The sequence below is a fragment of the Lactobacillus jensenii DSM 20557 genome, from assembly GCF_001436455.1.
In the GTDB taxonomy this organism is placed as follows: Bacteria; Bacillota; Bacilli; order Lactobacillales; family Lactobacillaceae; genus Lactobacillus; species Lactobacillus jensenii.
Genome location: NZ_AYYU01000003.1, coordinates 46,235 through 64,316 on the forward strand (window position 1 = coordinate 46,235; position 18,082 = coordinate 64,316).

Annotated in this window: 19 protein-coding genes; 14 read left to right on the top strand and 5 right to left on the bottom strand. The window is 33.1% G+C overall.

The features are described from left to right. Positions 1-126: 126 nt before the first annotated feature. On the bottom strand, positions 127-1,341 hold the full coding sequence (locus FC45_RS01475; RefSeq protein WP_006585584.1) for a L,D-transpeptidase family protein: 1,215 nt from the start codon (positions 1,339-1,341) through the stop codon (positions 127-129). A 126-nt stretch (positions 1,342-1,467) separates the two neighbouring features. On the opposite strand from FC45_RS01475, the gene FC45_RS01480 reads away from it, so the two are divergent. Next, the gene (locus tag FC45_RS01480) at positions 1,468-4,005 is read left to right on the top strand and encodes a M1 family metallopeptidase (protein WP_006585585.1); all 2,538 of its coding nucleotides are present in this window, start codon (positions 1,468-1,470) and stop codon (positions 4,003-4,005) included. Positions 4,006-4,035: 30 nt separating this feature from the next. Here FC45_RS01480 and FC45_RS01485 read toward each other — a convergent pair whose 3' ends face one another. Further along, positions 4,036-4,698, bottom strand: a complete 663-nt coding sequence (locus FC45_RS01485) for a hypothetical protein (protein WP_006585586.1) — start codon at positions 4,696-4,698, stop codon at positions 4,036-4,038. Between the two features lie 102 nt (positions 4,699-4,800). On the opposite strand from FC45_RS01485, the gene yaaA reads away from it, so the two are divergent. Further along, the gene (gene yaaA, locus FC45_RS01490) at positions 4,801-5,562 is read left to right on the top strand and encodes a peroxide stress protein YaaA (protein WP_006587761.1); all 762 of its coding nucleotides are present in this window, start codon (positions 4,801-4,803) and stop codon (positions 5,560-5,562) included. On the opposite strand, the gene FC45_RS01495 is transcribed toward yaaA, so the two are convergent. Next, positions 5,549-6,301 (bottom strand): alpha/beta hydrolase, encoded by a 753-nt coding sequence (locus FC45_RS01495; RefSeq protein ID WP_057706326.1) that lies wholly within the window; start codon positions 6,299-6,301, stop codon positions 5,549-5,551. The two genes, yaaA and FC45_RS01495, sit on opposite strands and share 14 nt — an antisense overlap. A gap of 76 nt (positions 6,302-6,377) precedes the next feature. Here FC45_RS01495 and FC45_RS01500 point away from each other — a divergent pair, with 76 nt between their 5' ends. The 5 genes from FC45_RS01500 to FC45_RS01520 all read left to right on the top strand — a co-directional run bounded on the left by FC45_RS01500 (position 6,378) and on the right by FC45_RS01520 (position 10,873). Beyond that, entirely contained in the window at positions 6,378-6,977 is a 600-nt protein-coding gene (locus FC45_RS01500; protein WP_006585587.1) for a histidine phosphatase family protein, read from the top strand. Positions 6,978-7,088: 111 nt separating this feature from the next. After that, on the top strand, positions 7,089-8,495 hold the full coding sequence (locus FC45_RS01505; protein ID WP_006587763.1) for an FAD-binding oxidoreductase: 1,407 nt from the start codon (positions 7,089-7,091) through the stop codon (positions 8,493-8,495). 114 nt (positions 8,496-8,609) lie between these two features. Further along, a complete protein-coding gene (locus FC45_RS01510) occupies positions 8,610-9,134 on the top strand; it encodes a TetR/AcrR family transcriptional regulator (protein ID WP_006587764.1) in 525 nt (174 codons plus the stop codon). Between the two features lie 2 nt (positions 9,135-9,136). Beyond that, positions 9,137-10,195 carry an ABC transporter permease gene (locus FC45_RS01515; protein ID WP_006587765.1) on the top strand — a complete coding sequence of 353 codons (1,059 nt, stop codon included), beginning with the start codon at positions 9,137-9,139 and terminating at the stop codon, positions 10,193-10,195. 3 nt (positions 10,196-10,198) lie between these two features. Continuing rightward, complete coding sequence (locus FC45_RS01520) at positions 10,199-10,873, top strand: ABC transporter ATP-binding protein (RefSeq protein ID WP_034535662.1); 675 nt, start codon at positions 10,199-10,201, stop codon at positions 10,871-10,873. A 40-nt stretch (positions 10,874-10,913) separates the two neighbouring features. On the opposite strand, the gene FC45_RS01525 is transcribed toward FC45_RS01520, so the two are convergent. Further along, a complete protein-coding gene (locus tag FC45_RS01525; RefSeq protein WP_006585589.1) occupies positions 10,914-12,326 on the bottom strand; it encodes a C69 family dipeptidase in 1,413 nt (470 codons plus the stop codon). Positions 12,327-12,386: 60 nt separating this feature from the next. Here FC45_RS01525 and FC45_RS01530 point away from each other — a divergent pair, with 60 nt between their 5' ends. The 7 genes from FC45_RS01530 (at position 12,387) to FC45_RS01560 (ending at position 17,470) form a co-directional block, all read left to right on the top strand. Beyond that, entirely contained in the window at positions 12,387-12,617 is a 231-nt protein-coding gene (locus tag FC45_RS01530) for a hypothetical protein (RefSeq protein WP_034538597.1), read from the top strand. A 68-nt stretch (positions 12,618-12,685) separates the two neighbouring features. Next, complete coding sequence (locus FC45_RS01535) at positions 12,686-13,288, top strand: TetR/AcrR family transcriptional regulator (RefSeq protein ID WP_006587768.1); 603 nt, start codon at positions 12,686-12,688, stop codon at positions 13,286-13,288. Positions 13,289-13,387: 99 nt separating this feature from the next. Continuing rightward, on the top strand, positions 13,388-13,924 hold the full coding sequence (locus FC45_RS01540; protein WP_006585592.1) for an NADPH-dependent FMN reductase: 537 nt from the start codon (positions 13,388-13,390) through the stop codon (positions 13,922-13,924). 12 nt (positions 13,925-13,936) lie between these two features. Further along, a complete protein-coding gene (locus FC45_RS01545) occupies positions 13,937-14,485 on the top strand; it encodes an NADPH-dependent FMN reductase (RefSeq protein ID WP_006585593.1) in 549 nt (182 codons plus the stop codon). Positions 14,486-14,598: 113 nt separating this feature from the next. Then, positions 14,599-15,642 carry a MupG family TIM beta-alpha barrel fold protein gene (locus FC45_RS01550; protein WP_006587769.1) on the top strand — a complete coding sequence of 348 codons (1,044 nt, stop codon included), beginning with the start codon at positions 14,599-14,601 and terminating at the stop codon, positions 15,640-15,642. Between the two features lie 99 nt (positions 15,643-15,741). Continuing rightward, positions 15,742-16,524, top strand: a complete 783-nt coding sequence (locus tag FC45_RS01555; protein WP_006587770.1) for a tyrosine-protein phosphatase — start codon at positions 15,742-15,744, stop codon at positions 16,522-16,524. Positions 16,525-16,540: 16 nt separating this feature from the next. Next, on the top strand, positions 16,541-17,470 hold the full coding sequence (locus FC45_RS01560; protein WP_006585594.1) for an FAD:protein FMN transferase: 930 nt from the start codon (positions 16,541-16,543) through the stop codon (positions 17,468-17,470). Between the two features lie 29 nt (positions 17,471-17,499). On the opposite strand, the gene FC45_RS01565 is transcribed toward FC45_RS01560, so the two are convergent. Further along, positions 17,500-18,030, bottom strand: coding sequence for a CvpA family protein (locus tag FC45_RS01565; protein WP_006587771.1), 531 nt, complete (start codon positions 18,028-18,030; stop codon positions 17,500-17,502). Between the last annotated feature and the right edge of the window lie 52 nt (positions 18,031-18,082).

Consider the following 18,082-nt stretch of genomic DNA (forward strand, 5'->3'; position numbering starts at 1 on the left):
TGCCCTCTCTATGAATATAAAATAAAATAACAAATTATGCAATAGTGTTATGTTAAAATAACAAAAAATGTTTATTAAAAAAGCTAGTTCTATAACTATATTGATAGAACTAGCTTTTAACTTAATTTATTTATCATAAACAATTACTGGCTCATGCATTTCAACTGCATCCCAGACCTTTTTTATTTCACTAGGACGGATATTAACACAACCATGAGATCCACCTTTTAGATATGCAGTCTTTGACCAATCAGTTCTCCAGCTGGCATCGTGTAATCCACAACCAGTTAAAGTAAATGGCATCCAGTAATTTACTTTTGATGAATAACTCGAGCCATCATCATTAGTACCCCTTAAGATACTTGGTGATTGTTTATATTCGATATACCAAACACCAGTTGGAGTAGCATCAGAAGAACCAGAACTAGTTTGCGCTGTTCCAGTTACAACATCATTCAAGGTTACAGCTACAGAGCCATTCTTAATTACCCATAATTTTTGTTCTTTAATAGAAACAACTACGTAATTTTTACCAAGACCATTATTTATTGTGGTATAACCTGTTCCGTAGGTACTATAGCCTTTACCGTAAATGTAATTAGCACCATCTACAGTAGCTGTATCACTACCTAAAGCTTTTTCAATAGCAGGAATGGCTGTTTTATTATTAATAGCCCAACCATATGACTTATTAGTGACATTAATCGTACTTCCGTTAGGGGTTGTAAATGAATATGATTTATCTAAAGTAGATACTTCAGAATTGATTTTTGCCAATTTAGCGGACAAAGTAGAAGTATCAGTGAAGTGGAATTGTCCACCATAGTACCTAACTGTTTTAAATAATTTTTTAGCTTCAAGTGTGAAAGTTTTTCCGCCAACTTTGTATGTTGTTTTAGCATTATAAAAATTAGCTAATTTCTTTTTTGCTTCTTTTAAAGTGCTATCCGCAAAATTCCATTTTTTGTCAGATGGAAAAGCAGTGTGTTGCTTTTTGAAGTACTTAGTAATTTCTTTTTTATCTGTTACTTGTACTCCATCTAATTTCATACTAGTGATTTTTCCATCAGTCATTGTTGCAGCTGTTTTCGCATTTTTATTGATCTTAGTAACAGCTTGATTGATTGTTAAACCACCAACTTTGATACCAAATATTTTAACGTTTTTATTAAAGTGTTTACTTGTGTATCGTAATGTAGCTTGACGCTGAGCTTCTAAGTGATTGTGGTAAATAAATCCACCAGCTAAAGATAGAAGGATAATTGCAGAAAAAAGTGTAATAAGTACTTTGTTATTCTTAAACCAATTATCAGCTACAGTTTTTGAATGTTTTCCAGTCAAAATCTTTTTCGCCACCTATTTAAATTTGTATATATTTTATCAAAAAAAGCAAACTATTGCTAAAATGTTGCACTTTTTTGGTATTATCTAAGTAATAGCTTTTTATTAAGTTAAGGAGAAAAAATAATGGGAAAAATCAATCGCTTTTATGATACATTTCACCCAAATCATTATGATTTATTCATTAATGTAAATCGGGCCGATAAAAAAATTAATGGTACTTCAACTATTACTGGTGAAGCTTTAAATAAAGAAGTTAATGTTCACCAAAAATTTATGAGTATTAGTAAGGTAACTCAAGATGGTGAAGCAGTACCTTTTGAAGTAGATCAAAAGGCTGAAGCAATTAAAATTACATTAGCTAAAGCTGGCAATACAACTATTAGTATTGATTACAGTGCACCACTTACTGATACAATGATGGGTATTTATCCTTCATACTACCAGTTAAATGGTAAAAAAGAAGAAATTATTGGTACTCAATTTGAAACTACTTTTGCTCGTCAAGCATTTCCATGTATTGACGAACCAGAAGCTAAAGCCACTTTTAGTTTAGCACTTAAATTCGATGAAAAGCCTGGCGAAATTGCTTTGGCTAACATGCCAGAAACTAAAGTGGAAAATGGTGTACACTATTTTGAAAAGACTGTTAAGATGTCAACTTACTTAGTTGCATTTGCCTTTGGTGATTTGCAATCTAAGATGACTGAAACTAAGAGTGGAGTAAAAGTAGGTGTCTTTGCTACTAAGGCTCACAAGGCTAAAGAATTAGACTTTGCTTTAGATATTGCTAAGCGCGCAATTGAATTTTATGAAGACTTCTACCAAACTCCATATCCATTGCCACATTCATGGCAATTAGCTTTACCTGACTTTAGTGCTGGTGCGATGGAAAACTGGGGATTGGTAACTTACCGTGAAGCTTACTTGTTGCTTGATCCAGACAACACTCCACTTGACATGAAGAAGTTAGTGGCAACTGTAATTACGCACGAACTTGCTCACCAATGGTTTGGTGACTTAGTAACTATGAAGTGGTGGGACAACTTATGGCTTAACGAAAGTTTTGCTAACATGATGGAATATTTATCACTTGACCATCTTGAACCAAGCTGGAATGTTTGGGAAATGTTCCAATCTTCAGAAGCTCCAGCTGCTTTAACTCGGGATGCAACTGATGGTGTTCAATCAGTTTATGTTGAAGTAAAAGATCCAGCAGAAATCGATACTTTATTTGATGGTGCAATCGTTTATGCTAAGGGTTCTAGAATGTTAGTAATGGTTAGAGCTCTTTTAGGCGATAAGGCCTTACAAAAGGGACTTAAGTATTACTTTGACCACCATAAGTTTGGTAATACTACTGGGGATGACTTGTGGAATGCTTTATCAACTGCAACTGACTTAAACATTGCTGAAATTATGCACTCATGGCTTAACCAACCAGGTTATCCTGTAGTGAATGCTTTTGTTGAAGATGGCCACTTGAAGTTGACACAAAAGCAATTCTTTGTTGGTGAAGGCGAAGATAAGGGCCGAATTTGGCAAATTCCATTGAATGCTAACTTTGATTCACCAGCTATCATGACTGAAAAAGAATTAGATTTAGGCGACTACGAAACTTTACGTAAGCAAGCTGGTCATGCATTAAGAATTAATGTTGGTAACACTACTCACTGCGTTGTTAAATACGACGAAACTTTGATGAATGATATCTTAGCAGAAGTAGAAGATTTAGACTCAATTAGTAAGTTGCAATTACTACAAGATTTACGTTTACTCAGTGAAGGTCGCGAAAGTTCATATGCTGAAGTTGTTCCTTTACTTGATAAGCTTAAGGATTCTAAGTCAAACCTTGTAAATAACGCTATTTACACTACTGCTAGAAAGTTACGTCAATTTGTAACTCCAGATTCAGATGCTGAAAACTACTTGAAGCAATTCTACAACCGCTTAAGTGAAGACCAAGTTAAGCGTTTAGGTTGGGAAGTTAAAGCTGGAGAAAGCGATGAAGACAAGTTAACTCGTCCATACGTTTTAAGTGCTAGTCTTTATGGTGGCAATATTGATTCAGTTCGTGCAGCTCACAAACTTTACCAAGAACATGAAGATGACCTAGAAAGCTTAAACGCGGATGTTCGTCCATATGTTTTGATTAATGAAGTTAAGAACTGTGGTTCAAGCGAATTGACTGATAAGTTAATTAAGCTTTACCAAACTACGAGTGATGCCAGCTTCAAGAGCGACTTAACAGCTGCAATTACTTCATCTAAGAGTGAAAGTGAACTTGAAAAAGTTGTATCTTACTTTAAGAACGCTGACGTTGTTAAGCCACAAGACTTACGTGGTTGGTTTGCAAGTGTCTTGAACAACAAGCTTGGTGAACAACTCGCTTGGGATTGGATTAGAGACGAATGGGCATGGCTTGATAAGACTGTTGGTGGTGATATGGAATTTACTACTTTCATAACAGTAATTGCTAGAAACTTTAAGACAGCTAAACGTCTTGAAGAATTTAAGGCCTTCTTTGAACCTAAGCTTGATCAACCAATGTTAACTCGTGAAATCAAGATGGATACCAAAGTTATTGGAACTAGAGTTGACTTAGTTGAAGCTGAAAAAGTTAAGGTTAACCAAGTTGTTAAAAGTTTATTTGTAGAAGAATAAAAAGAAGCGCATTAGCGCTTCTTTTTTTGTCTAAAATTGTGTTTCTTTAATGTCATCTTCAGGACGATGTTTCATAATTCGTAAAACTCGCCATTTATAATCGATACCTTCTGGATAAGGTGACAGTTCAATTTTGGCTGCATTATCTTGAAAGTCAAAAGATAATTCAGCTCTTTCATCAATCCATTCAATTCTCATAGGTTCTTGCTCAAAGCCACTAACTGTAATAGTTTCAGGTAGTGGTGATTTAATAAAGACGTATACTTGATATGATGCATGACGATTTTCACAAACGAAAGAGTTGGAAGCAGTTGTTTTTAAGCTGCTCTCAGTACTTTCGTTATAGGCATGACCGAACCAGTGCATCCAGTCATTAAGTAAAGTTAATGCTGTTTTTTGATTATCGAGCAAATCGCCCATCTCGTCCAGTTCTACATTGAAAACGGCATGCTGCCCATTACGCTTGAAATTGATTAAGTCATTAATGACATTGGCACTTTCTAAATCAATTCCATGTGCATTAACCAGTTCAACTGTATAGTCTTTGCAAGCTTCTTTATATGGCGCGAGGTCTTCAGCACCTTCAACGCTAATAGCGCGAGCACCGATGTTTCTTGCTAAACGTACCAACTTTTGCGCATTAGCATTGGCGTTTACTTTGAAATTTAAAATAATTCCATAATCTGGATTCACTTTTTAAGCCCTCCCTTAGGTATTCATTTATATTTTACCGTATAATTGCAGTAAGGAGAAATTTTAGCTTTCTCTATATATTTAAAAAGGAAAGATAGTAATATGAAAACTATTATTTCACCAGCTAAAAAAATGATTGTTAACCAAGAAAGCTTTTTGGCGAAAACTAGGCCAGACTTTCTCGAGCAAGCTGAGATTTTAGCTGATTTTTTAAAGAATCAAGAAGCAGGTAGATTAAAGCAAATTTGGGAAGCGAGCGATAAGATTGTTCAAGAAGGAATAATGCAGCTGAAAAATATGGACTTAGAAAAAGCCCAAACTCCAGCAATTATTTCTTATGGCGGGATTCAATATCAGTATATGGCTCCTGATTTATTTACTGAACCTGCCTTAATTTATATACAAAAAAACTTGCGAATTCTTTCTGGTCTATATGGAGTTTTACGTCCTTTTGATGCAGTTAGTCCTTATCGCCTAGAACTAAAAAATAAGCTGGTAGGTTTTAAAGATTACAGTTTGTATCATTTTTGGGATAGTTTGATTCATGATAAATTATTTGAAGATGATGATACAGTGATTAATTTGGCTTCTAAAGAGTATGCTAAAGCTGTTACACCATATTTACATGAAGGAGAGAGATTTATAACTATTGATTTTTTAGAAAAAAGAAAAGATCAATGGAAAATGATTGGGACTCATGCCAAGATGAGTCGTGGAGAAATGGTACGTTGGATTAGCGAAAATCAAATAAAAACGCCTGAAGAACTTCAAGCGTTTAATGATTTTGATTATAAATTTGATGAACTAACTTCAAGTGCTGATAAATATATTTTTAAAACTCAGTATGATTTTAAAAGGCATTAAAGTCAGGTTTTAAAAAGTCAGCAGTCAAATCACTGGCCATAGCTTGGTATGTGTCACTAAAGCGATGATCGGCCCCATTTATAAAATGTAATTCACTATTTTGATAAATAGCTTGGTATTTTTCAATATATTTAGCAGGGACTATTTGGTCATTAGTTCCATGAATTAAGCTAACCGGACCGGTATAATTTTTAGCTATGTCATAAATTGGAAGATTTTGAGCAACACGTAAGTAAAAACCATCTAAATTTCTGTTTTTAAAGGGAATAGAATCTGGAATCTTTTTTGGATTATAAGATACTCCTCGAGTATTTCCTTTTAATGCATCATCTTTTAGGCAAGCGGCAGGAGCTAGCAGAACTAACTTCTTTATTAAATCGGGATAAAGCCCAGCCAGCATAGATGCTACTACTCCACCTTGAGAGTGGCCAACCAAATAAATATGATTAACATGAGGATCAGATTTTACGTATGACAGTATTGCATTAGCATCTTCAATTTCATTCCATACAGTCATATTTTCAAAGGCACCATCACTATCTCCATGCCCATTAAAGTCAAATCTAATGCTAGCGACATTTTCATCACGTAGTTTATTTACGATTTCTTTAATTAGGGCAGTATTACGATTAGCTGTAAATCCATGCATAATAACTGCCAAATCGTATTTTTCACCAAAAGGATTTTCGCGTTCGCAGACTAAATTTAAGCCATCACGTTGAATTGTGAAAATTGACATTATAGCCCCTCCTTCTCTTTATAACTTTATTTTAGCGCTTTTAGTTTTAATAGTATCAACTTAGAAAGGAAATAAGATGAAATTAACATTTATTAGACATGGACAAACCGATTTAAATAAAGATAATCGGATTCAAGGTGGAGGAATTGATCAGCCATTAAATGAAACTGGAATTAATCAGGCAGAAGTGGCTGCTAGTCATTTTGATCCACAAAAATATGATTTAGTATTTTCAAGTCCATTAAAAAGAGCAAAAAAAACTGCAGAAATATTTGTTAAAGGACAAAAGCAAATTTATTTTGATGATCGAATTAAGGAAATGGACTTTGGTGAATGGGACACATTAAAAGTTGATGAGTTAATAAAGGAATATCCTAAAGGATTTAATGAAGACGGCTATGTAGCTAATGGATATTTAAGATATGCTCCAGGTGGAGAAAGTTTTGAAGAGGTTGCTAGTCGCGGAAGTGAATTTATCGATGAATTGATTCATAAATATCCAGATAAAAATATTTTAGTAGTATGTCATGGAACATTAATTAAGACTTTAGTAGCTCATTATTTCTCTAATGGAAACTTAGGTGTTTTTGAGCAAGTAGCTAATTGTGCAATTAGCGAATTTGAGATGACTGAAAATTTCTCTAAAGTTATTTGTTATAATCAGGTTTTATATTAAGTAAACTAAGGAAGCTAGTGCTTCCTTTTTTGTATCAATTAATTGACAGCGCTTTCAAAAAGCCGGTAAAATTAAACTAAAGTAGTTTATAAGTTTACAAGGAGACTTATTATGTGTACGTATAACAAATTAACTAAAAGTGATATTGAAAACTTAAGTGAATTCATTAGTGATTCAGAGCGATTTATTACCGTGCCAACAGAACATTGGGATCATGACCAATTTAAAGTTGTAAGGGCAATGCCTGATTTAGTAATTCAACCAATAACAAGTGAAGAAGTTGCAAAAGTAGTTAAATATGCAAGTGATCATAAGATTCCGTTAGTTCCTAGAGGTAATTCGACTGGCTTGATGGGAGCAAACTTGACCGTTCATGGTGGTATTAGTTTAGATATGGTTAAGATGAATCAAGTCCTAGATTATGATCCTGATTCATTGACTATGACTGTTCAACCGGGGCTGCGTTTGAATGACCTAGAAAAATATTTGTCCGATAAACCTTTTACATATATGCCAGCTCCAGCCATGCATTGGGCAACTATTGGTGGTAATGTTGCTACTAATGCAGGTGGTTTAAAAGCTATTAAGTATGGTGTAACTAGAGAGCATATTCGTGAAGTTAAAGTTGCCTTAACTGATGGAAAGATTTATAAATTTGGTTCTAAGTCAGTTAAATCTTCTTCAGGATATAGTTTAAAAGATTTAATTATTGGTAGTGAAGGTACACTAGGTGTTATTACTGAAATAACAATTCGCTTATATCCTAAACCTAAAAAAGTGATAAATGCGATTATTCCTTTTGATACTTTAGAAAATGCCATTAAATCTGTTCCTAAGATTTTAGCTTCAGGAGTTGTACCAACGACTGTTGAATTTATGGGAAGAAAAGTTTTGCAATTATGGGAAAAAGCATATGATGAAACTTTTCCAATTAAAGATGGTGATGGCTTCATTATTATCGGATTAGATGCATTTACAGATGAAGAACTTCATGCACAATTAAAAGAGGCCATTGCAGCAACAGCTGAATATCATGCTATGAAGCCAATTGTATTAGATGCTACTAGTAAAGAAGCAGAGTTAATTTGGAAAGCAAGAGAAGCCTTACTGTTGGCAATCCAAAAATCAACACCTAAAATGGATGAAGTTGATGTATCAGTACCAATTGATCGAATTCCATTAGTATTGAAGCGAATTGAGGAGTTAGAACAAGAAGAGAAAATGCGGATTCCTAATTTTGGTCATGCAGGGGATGGTAACTTACATATTTATCTTTGCTCAGATGAAATGGATGATGAAGAGTTCGCAAAGAAATCACATATCGTTATTAGCGAGTTATATAAAGTTGCTCGGGATAATGATGGAAATATATCAGGAGAGCATGGTGTTGGTTATGCTAGAAAAGATTACTATGAAGATTTTTATGGTAAAGACTATACTAATTTACTTAGAAAAGTAAAAAGTATTTTTGATCCAAATGGAATAATTAATCCAGATAAGATTTTTCCACTTAAATAAAGAAAAAAGAGCATAGTGCTCTTTTTTTATGTTAGAATGTTGACACAGTGTCACAAAAGTGTAAAATAATATTTGTAAGTGACACAATGTCACATTATAGAAAGAGTAAAAGATATGGTAAAGTCGACTTTTCAAAATTTGAATCAAGGAAAAAAGAAGCGAGTAACTGAAGCACTAATTGATGAATTTAGCTCTTATTCATTAGCTGATGCTCAGGTAGCGAGAATTGTTAAAAGTAGTGGAATAGCTCGGGGAGCTTTTTACAAATATTTTGATGATTTAACTGATGCATATGAATATGTATATCAGTTAGTGATGAAAGATATTCATACAGGCTTAAGACCAAGTAAGGCCTTTGATGTAGAATTACTCTACCAAATGACAGCTGATTTTGTGGGTAAATCAGAGCAAAGTCCATATTTGGCTTTTATAAAGCTCCATTTAAGTAAAAATGAAGTAATGTTAACTCCTGATTTTAAACAAAAGGCAATAAGATTAAAAAATCTCGATGCTAAAACTTGGTCAGCGATGGTATTGAGTCATGAAACTATTAAACTCGTTTTATTTGATCCTGATCACAAAAATATCTATCTTGAACGTTTTAAACATAGTTTAGAGTTGTTAGATGAGGAAGGGTAGCTATGTATTTAGCTTTTAAAGAAATAAAAAAAGAAAAACTCAGATATGGTCTGATTGTTTTTATGATTTTTTTAATCAGTTATTTGATTTTTATACTAAGTGGTCTAGCTTTTGGATTGGCTTCTGAAAATACACAAGCTATTTATGCTTGGCAAACTAGAAAAGTAGTTTTAAATCAGAATAGTAATATTAGTTTGAGCCAATCATTATTGACTAAGCAAGATATACCAAATAAGTTATCTACTAATGAAGCACTTGTGGGACAGACTCCATTAGTTATAAAAAATAAAAAGAAAGCAACAATATCAGCTCAATTTGTTGGAATAAAAGCAAGCCAGTACATTTATAAGAATTTGGTAATTACAAGTGGTCGAAAAGCCAAAAGTAAAAATGAAGTTGTAGTTAGCCAAATACTTAAAAATAAGGGTTATAAATTAGGTGATAAATTAACTCTTAATGGTTCAACTGATAAATATAAAATTGTAGGTTTTACTAAAAATGCAATGATTAATATTGCTCCAATTATCTATGGAAATTTAGCAACCTGGCGTAAATTGCGTAGTGTAAATAATGAAATTGTTGCTAGTGGCATAATTTCTAAAAAAAGTGATTTTAAAGTCAATAGCAAAAATGTAAAAACATATAGCGTAAAAACTTTTGTGAATAAATTACCAGGTTATAGCGCACAAAATCTGACTTTTGGTTTAATGATTGGATTTTTGTTTATAATTTCATTAATCATTGTTGCGGTATTCTTATACATTTTAACCATGCAAAAATTGCCTAATTTTGCAGTAATGAGAGCGCAAGGAATTCCAAGTAAAACTTTGATTGGGTTTACTGTTAGTCAATCATTTATATTAGTTTTATTTGCTAGCTTGTTGGCATTAGTTTTAATGGAATTAACAGTATTAACTTTACCAGCAGCTGTTCCAATGCAATTTTCTCCAACTATCGCAATAGCTGGATTGTTAGGAATGTTGATTATGGGGGTTATTGGTAGTTTGATTCCTGTACGGAGTATCTTGAAAGTTGATCCAACAATGGCAATTGGGGGTTAAATGATGAGTACAATTGAATTAAAGAATATCAAAAAGATTTATGGTTCAGGTAATGCACAAACAATTGCTTTAAAAGGAGTGGACTTTGAAGCTGAAAAAGGTGAAGTAGTATTACTAGAAGGTCCTAGTGGTGCAGGAAAGTCAACTTTGCTAACTATTATGGGCAGCTTGCAAAAGGCAAGTAGCGGAACAATTTTATTTAATGGAGAAAATGTTACTGAATTTAGTGATAAGCAAAGAGATAATCTACGTTTAAATAAAATTGGCTTTGTTCTACAAGCTTATAATTTAGTACCTTTTTTAAAGGTTAAAGAACAATTTGAATTAGTTAATCGTGTAAAAAAGACAGGGAATTTATCATCTGATGAATTAGCTGATTTAGTTAAACTACTAGGAATTGAACAATTGCTTAATAAGTATCCTAATGAGCTTTCTGGTGGTCAAATGCAAAGAGTAGCTATTGCTAGAGCTTTATATGCTAATCCACAAGTGATTTTAGCTGATGAACCAACGGCTTCACTTGATAGCGAGAGAGTTAAAGAAGTAGGAGCCTTATTTAAAAAATTAGCTAAAAAGCAGGGAAAAGCTGTGATTTTAGTTACGCACGATCAACGCTTAGAGGCTTATTGTGATCATATTTATGATATGCTTGATGGAAATTTAACAAAAAGAAAATAAAACAGGTCTGGGTTTCCAGACCTGTTTTTGATTTAAGCTATTATAAATTTGGATCCATAGTAAAGCTAAGAGGTGAGAGGGCAGTCTGTTTGGTAATTAATTGGGCAATTAAAGCTTGATAATTTTGAACTGCTAGGTTGGCCATTTTTTCATTCGCTTCGTCAACTAATTCAATTTCTTTTTCACGGTCACTAACAGACAATAGTTTTTGATCGTATTCATGACGAATTTGCATAAGCTCTTTACTGGTATTATCTTGAGTTGTAGACAAGTCTTTACCGTATTTACCCCAATCACGATCCGCTAACACGCTAGCTAATTTAAATACCCAATATGCAGAATCACTTGAGTATGTTTCAGTTCCTTTATCCCACATAGCAGGAGTTTTAGTGCCTTGTGGGTAAAATGGAATGTAAACTCCTTGAGAAGTAATCCCCATACAAAGCCACTGAATCATATTTTCACCATTGAGTTCAAGTAGGTGACTTTCTTGAGTGGTAGCAACGCTAATAGGTCTAAATGTAGCATTTGAACTATTTTTCTTGTTTGTTAAATCAAATGGTGTGTTTTGATAGTGATCTTTTAGTACTCTTTGTGCATCTTGAATGGTAATTGGACGATCAGGCTTTTCCAAAAATGGTAAATAAAAGTCTTGGGGTTCCTTCTTTTTTGATGGTGTCAATAATTTTTGCCCAGCCCATACTCTTGGAGTATTATAGTGCAAGTCTGAATCGTCTTGCGTTCCAAAAATTTCTCTAAAGTTAAAAGTTCTGTCTTTAGGCCAAAGATTATTTTGATACACAAAATTTTGTAAATCTGGTGAAAAAATAAAGTTTAAGTGATCAGTGAAATCTACTTCTTGAATAGCAAGTTGATTAGATACTACAGCATAAGAATCATCAGGAATACGTTGTGCTACATAATGATGTCCTGAACCGATTTCTAAGTACCAAGCTTCATCAGGATCGGCAAATAAAATGCCATCTGCTTCAGCTGCTCCATGTTCTGTAACAATTTTACCTAATCTTTCAACCCCTTCACGGGCTGTTTTAATATAAGGTAAAACGCAAGTAACCATAGCTTCTTCTAGTATTCCTTTTTCTGTATCAAAAGGATCAACTGCTAATACACGTCCATTGGCATATGCTGATTCAGTAGCACTCATTGCTACATGGTATTCATTAATACCATCTTCCTCAAAAACACCATATTTATCAGTCCATTCAGGCGTACTTGAGTAAGCATAACTTTTATCTGGTAAGTCCATTTCAAAGTTATTGTCATTTGAAGAAAAATGACTGTGAGCACAGATTGCCGCAGGATTAAATTTTAAATGTTTAGGCCAGGCAGTTTTACAGTCTTCGTTACGACCGATAATAACACTACCATTAATTGAAGCTTTTTTTCCGATTAAAATTGAAGTACAAGCAGAACGACCATGTTTTGTAATCATATTAGTCACACTTTCATTAAATGTTATATTATAATCTATTATAAGTTTTAATTAGTATTTATGAAAAGAGAGGACTTCAAAATGGAAGATAAAAAAATAACTTTAACTACAGATTATGCTAATAGTAGTATTAACATAGACTTCTCTGACAACTTGACTGATGAAGGAGAACGTGGCTACATTTTGTCGGCTTCTTTTTTATCATATGCAATTAGTGAAGGCTTATCTAAAGAAGAAATTGTTGAAATGATTTCTAATGGATACGACCAATTTACTAGCGAAAATAACTAAATAGCAATATAATTTTTATATATAATATAAAATTTTCTACATAAACGTTATTTAATTGGGGTTATTCTATGGCTAGAAAAAAAGAAATTCGCCGTCAACAAATTTTAGATGTGGCGTATAATCTGGCATTAAGTGAAGGAATAGAAAGCTTAACTGCGAGAAACATTGCTCAAGCCGGTGACTTTTCAACCCAACCTATTTATCTTGAATTTAAAAATATGGAGGATTTACGAACTCAGGTTTTAGAAATCATCTCTGTAAACTTAAAGACTAAGATTTTGCAAAAGAGTTATACAGGTGGAGCTTTAATTGATTTGGATCTTTCTTATATTAACTTTGCTAAAGAACATGTTGATTTATTTAGAGCAATGTTTGTTGATGGAAAGCTCGGAAGTGCTATTATTGCTGATACTTTGTTAAATTTGGGAATTGAAAAATTTAATGAAGAATATAGCAAGTATAACTTAAGTGAAAAGAAAACCAAGCAAGTGGTAATGGCCAACTGGATTTCTGCAACTGGAATTGCGGCATTAATTATTAATCAAGTTGCTACATTCAGTGAAGAGCAAATTGTTAACGTCTTAAAAGCACAGATTTTAGATGCTATTGATAATGAAAATCTATCTCAAGTAGAAAATAATCCTATGTTTTCTACAAGTGATAAAGAATAATAGGGAGCGTTTATATTAACGGCCCCTTATTTTTATTGTTTATATAAGCAAATTAACACTATAATAAGTAATATAGATTTCTGGAAAGGTGGTTTTTTTATGAAAATCCTTGCTATTGTTGGTAGTAATGCAGAAAATTCTTATAATCGTAAGTTACTACTTGCTATAAAAAATAGATTTACTATGCACAATATTGAACTTGCTGAAATTAAAGATTTACCTTTGTATAAAGAAGGCCAAGATACACCTCAAGTTGTTAGTGACTTAGCTAATAAAATTGAAGCAGCTGATTTAGTATTAATTGGATCACCAGAACAACAACATTCTGTGACTAGCGCTTTAAAAAGCGCACTTGAATGGTTATCTTCAAACCTTCATCCGTTTAAGGGGAAGCCTGTATTTATTGTGGGAACTTCTCCACTTGCTCAAGGTTCTGGCCGTTCACAGACGCGTTTGAAAAATATATTAGCAGCACCTGGCTTTTCATGCCCAGTATTTAACGGGGATGAATTTATGCTTGGTCTTGCCTCAAAGGCTTTTAATGAAGATGGTGAAATTAAAGATGAACGGACGCTTGAATTTCTAGATCATTTCTTTGGCGAAGTTGAAGAATGGTATGAACAAATTACGAAATAGGAGGCTATTTTGATGAAATTACTAGCTGTAGTAGGGACAAATGCTGACTTTTCATTTAATCGCTTTTTAGCTAAATATATCGCTAAAAGATACGGCGATAAAGCAGAAATTGAAGTTGCAGAAATTAATACCCTTCCTTTATTTAACCGGGAAAGTTCTGGGGATGAAAATGTCGAAAATTGGCGTGAAAAAGTAAAGTCAGCTGATGGAATTATTTTGACAACACCAGAATATGATCATGCTATTCCTGCAGCTTTAAAGAGTGCATTGGAGTGGTTAGGTTCCCACTCTGGAGCTGACTTAATGAATATGAAGCCAGCAATGGTAGTAGGGACTTCCTATGGAATGATGGGAGCAGCTCGTGCACAAGAAGAAGCCAGAGAAATATTATTAGCTCCTGATATGAGTGCAAATGTTTTACCAGGTAATGAAGTTCTAATAGGTAGAGCAGCAGATAATTTTGATAAGGAAACTGGTGACTTAATTAATCAATCCTATATTGATCAACTTGATATTGTGATGGAAAACTTTATTAAGTTTGTTGCTCAAAGTCAAAAATAGAATACTTTATGAAAAGAGCCTACAAGTTATTTTCATAGCTTGTAGGTCTTTTTTTTATGGCAATAAAGGTCTAGACTAAAATTATTAAAAGAGTATCTAATTTGGAGCGAGAAATGCTAGGATTTTCAATCAATCTAGGTGAGCCTTTGACAGCTCAAACCCATAATTATATTTTAAAAATGAGAAATGTTGGTTTTAAAGGAATATTTACTTCTTTACAGGCTCCTGAGCAAGATAGTGATCAAGTCTTAAAGGGATTAACTGAATTAAAGAAATGGTGTCACGATTTGGGCTTAGAGTTAGTAGGGGATATTTCTAAAGCTGGTATGAAAAAACTAGGATTAGAAGCAGATCTTACTAGTTTAAAAAGTTTGGGACTGACTGGTGTTAGAATTGATGCAGGCTTTGATAACGATGAAATAGCTAAGATATCTAAAGAGTTCAGAGTAGCTTTAAATGCTAGCACAATTAGCGAAGAAGATGTTATTAGTCTGCGTGAAAATCAGGCGGATTTTGACCATTTAGAAGCTTGGCATAATTATTATCCTCGTCCTAATACCGGATTAGATCGTGAATGGATGATTGAACGTAATAAATGGCTAAAAAGTTATGGCTTTAAAGTTATGGCTTTTGCTCCAGGTGATGGAATCAAGAGAGCGCCTATTTTTGAAAGCTTACCTACTTTAGAGGAGCATCGTAATGTAAGTAGCTTTTTTGCCAGTCTTGCTTTATTTAAGATGGGATTAGATTATGTCTTTATTGGAGATTGTGATTTAAGCAATGAAAGTTTTGATCAATTTTCAGAGTATTTAAATAAAAAGGCTATTCTACTTCATTTAACAGAAAATAATAACATAACTGAACAATTAGTTAAGCATTCTTGGCATCAGAGAGCAGATTTATCAAGAGATGTTATTAGATTAGAAGAAGGTAGGAGTAGACAATTATTTTCACAAGCTAAATTGCAAGCTGGAAAAAGATCAAAGGGTATAATTACTAGTGATAATGAACAGTATTTACGCTATGAAGGAGAATTAGAAATTGCCAAAAAAGATTTACCAGAAGATAAGCGTGTGAATATTGTTGGAAAAGTAGCAGATTTTGATTTACCATTACTGGATATAATTGGTTCAAATCAAATGATTCTTTTTAAATAGCTGCTTTTTACTGAAACTAAATATTTTATAATAAGCTAAATCAAGTGTAGAATTACCGGGTAGACAACTATCCGGTTTTACTTTCGAAGGAGAATATTTGTGCAGGCAAAAGTTTTACCACTAAAAACAATTCGTAATCCTCGTGATTTAGGAGGATATGTGACAAAAGACGGTCATAAAGTAAAAATGCAAAGATTACTTAGAACCGGGAGAATTTGTAACTTATCTAAGCATGATCAACAATACTTAATTAATTATGGATTAAGAAAAGTAATTGATTTACGTTCAGAAAAAGAGCGTAAACAAGATCCAGATACGTTTATTTCAGGGACTAAGCATTTTAATATCTCAATATCTCCAGAAGATAATACTGAGGCAGGAACAAGTTTTGAAGACTTATTTAAAAAATTTGATGATAATTCAATAGCTGCCTTTGAACACATGAGAGAAAATTATCGTCTAATGATTACCCGCCCTCATAGTCAACGTGCTTTTCATAGTATTTTAGAAGAGATGGCAAATACTCCTGAAGGAGCGATTATTTTTCACTGCTCTGAAGGAAAGGATAGGACTGGATTAACAACCTTTTTCATCTTGTATATTTTAGGTGTTGATTTAGAAACTATTAGACAAGATTACCTTTTCTCAAATTATATGCTCAATGATTATCGGGCTAAACGTGACTTAGAGGCAAAAGAAAAAGGTAGTAGTTTAGCTTTTAGAGCAAATTTACGCTCACTTGGTTCAGTAGCTGATGAATATTTAGATAATGCGATTATTACGATGTGTGAAGAATATGGTGGCATTGATTCATATATCAAAAATCAATTATTAGTTAGTGATGAATTAATTAACTTGCTTAGAAAGTTGTATTTAGAATAAATTGAGGTAGTTTATTATGATTGAAGACCTTGCAACTCATCAAGTTGTTAAAAAACACCATGCATTAGGAACATCAATAACTTTACAGTTATTTGGCACAGATCAAACTTGGATATTAGATCAAAGTGTTAAATTAATTGATTATTATGAAGATCTTTTCACTGTAAATCGAGATAAAAGTGAAGTTATGGATATTAACCATGCAGCTGGGCTTCATCCGGTTCAAGTTTCTAGCGCAACTTATAGTTTAGTAAAGCTTGCTGTAGAAAAAAGTTTAGAAAATTTTGGATTTAATGCCTTAATTGGTCCAGTTGTAAAATTATGGCATATTGGCTTTAAAGGGGCACGAGTTCCAAGCCAATCTGAAATAGATGAAAAAATGAAATTAATTGATCCCCAAAAAGTAGTATTGGATGATAAACAGCAAACTGTCTTTTTGGAAGAAAAAGGAATGGAACTTGACTTAGGAGGTATTGCTAAAGGCTGGATTGCTGATAGAATTCGTGATCAATGGCGGAGTTTCGGTGTATTAGCGGGGATTATTAATTTAGGAGGAAATGTTTTATTTGTTGGACCAAGTCCTAAACGCTTAAGTGGTAAGTGGTCATTAGGAGTTCAAGATCCAATTGAAAAGAGAGGAAAAAATATTACTAGTGTAATGGTTTCTGAATGCTCGGCCGTTACTAGTGGAATTTATGAACGCTATTTAGAGGTAAATGGACATAAATATCACCATTTAATTGATCCTAGAACAGGTTATCCGGTAGAAACGAAGCTAGCAGGTGTAACTACATTTACTAAAAATAGCGTAGATGCAGAAATTGAATGTAAAAGATTATTCTTTGCTGGAAAGCCAGTTGCTAATTGGCTGAATGAAAATCGAATTGGTGCGGTTTTTGTTTATCAAAATGAAGAAGTAATCTATGAAGGCTTTGATGGTAAATAAAAAGAAGTAGCGTTTGCTACTTCTTTTTATTATCCGGCAGTTTTTCCGATACTGAATAGATTATTGAAGACACCGTTAGATAGACCAGGAGTTTGATAAATAATGAAATGGAGAAATGGTGAATCAACAGTTTGCTGAATAAACCATTGATTTTGAAGAGCATTGCACATTGATAAAATCACATAAACAAATAAGTAAGCTGCAATTAATGATGCTAAAGCTCCCAATGTACCATCAAGTAATGAGCTAAAATTTTTCTCATTCTTTTTAGTTGGTAGCCATTTGCTAAACATCTTTTTTATATGTTTGCTTGCATAAAAAATAATGAAAAAGGCAATAAAACGAGCAGCCATTAATTCCATTTGATTTGAAGCAGTTGTGGTGCTTTGTCCACTATATTGACTATAAAGAAAATTACCAAGTGGATTTTGTAAAATAATAGCTAATGAGAAGAATACAGCTGATAATATTAAATTTACGATTTTTCGAGTAAAACCGATTTGAAAACCTTTATATGTTTGCCATCCTAAATAAAGTAAAACTAATATAGTAACAATCATTTTAGATCTCCTTTTAAGGCTCTATTATAGATTAAAATTTTTAAAAATGATA

Bases quoted from the DNA above. Each gene is read 5' to 3' on its own strand.
- FC45_RS01480 (WP_006585585.1), top strand. From the start codon at position 1,468: ATGGGAAAAATCAATCGCTTTTATGATACATTTCACCCAAATCATTAT.
- yaaA (WP_006587761.1), top strand. From the start codon at position 4,801: ATGAAAACTATTATTTCACCAGCTAAAAAAATGATTGTTAACCAAGAA.
- FC45_RS01495 (WP_057706326.1), bottom strand. From the start codon at position 6,301: ATGTCAATTTTCACAATTCAACGTGATGGCTTAAATTTAGTCTGCGAA.
- FC45_RS01500 (WP_006585587.1), top strand. From the start codon at position 6,378: ATGAAATTAACATTTATTAGACATGGACAAACCGATTTAAATAAAGAT.
- FC45_RS01505 (WP_006587763.1), top strand. From the start codon at position 7,089: ATGTGTACGTATAACAAATTAACTAAAAGTGATATTGAAAACTTAAGT.
- FC45_RS01510 (WP_006587764.1), top strand. From the start codon at position 8,610: ATGGTAAAGTCGACTTTTCAAAATTTGAATCAAGGAAAAAAGAAGCGA.
- FC45_RS01515 (WP_006587765.1), top strand. From the start codon at position 9,137: ATGTATTTAGCTTTTAAAGAAATAAAAAAAGAAAAACTCAGATATGGT.
- FC45_RS01520 (WP_034535662.1), top strand. From the start codon at position 10,199: ATGAGTACAATTGAATTAAAGAATATCAAAAAGATTTATGGTTCAGGT.
- FC45_RS01525 (WP_006585589.1), bottom strand. From the start codon at position 12,326: ATGATTACAAAACATGGTCGTTCTGCTTGTACTTCAATTTTAATCGGA.
- FC45_RS01530 (WP_034538597.1), top strand. From the start codon at position 12,387: ATGAAAAGAGAGGACTTCAAAATGGAAGATAAAAAAATAACTTTAACT.
- FC45_RS01535 (WP_006587768.1), top strand. From the start codon at position 12,686: ATGGCTAGAAAAAAAGAAATTCGCCGTCAACAAATTTTAGATGTGGCG.
- FC45_RS01540 (WP_006585592.1), top strand. From the start codon at position 13,388: ATGAAAATCCTTGCTATTGTTGGTAGTAATGCAGAAAATTCTTATAAT.
- FC45_RS01545 (WP_006585593.1), top strand. From the start codon at position 13,937: ATGAAATTACTAGCTGTAGTAGGGACAAATGCTGACTTTTCATTTAAT.
- FC45_RS01550 (WP_006587769.1), top strand. From the start codon at position 14,599: ATGCTAGGATTTTCAATCAATCTAGGTGAGCCTTTGACAGCTCAAACC.
- FC45_RS01560 (WP_006585594.1), top strand. From the start codon at position 16,541: ATGATTGAAGACCTTGCAACTCATCAAGTTGTTAAAAAACACCATGCA.
- FC45_RS01565 (WP_006587771.1), bottom strand. From the start codon at position 18,030: ATGATTGTTACTATATTAGTTTTACTTTATTTAGGATGGCAAACATAT.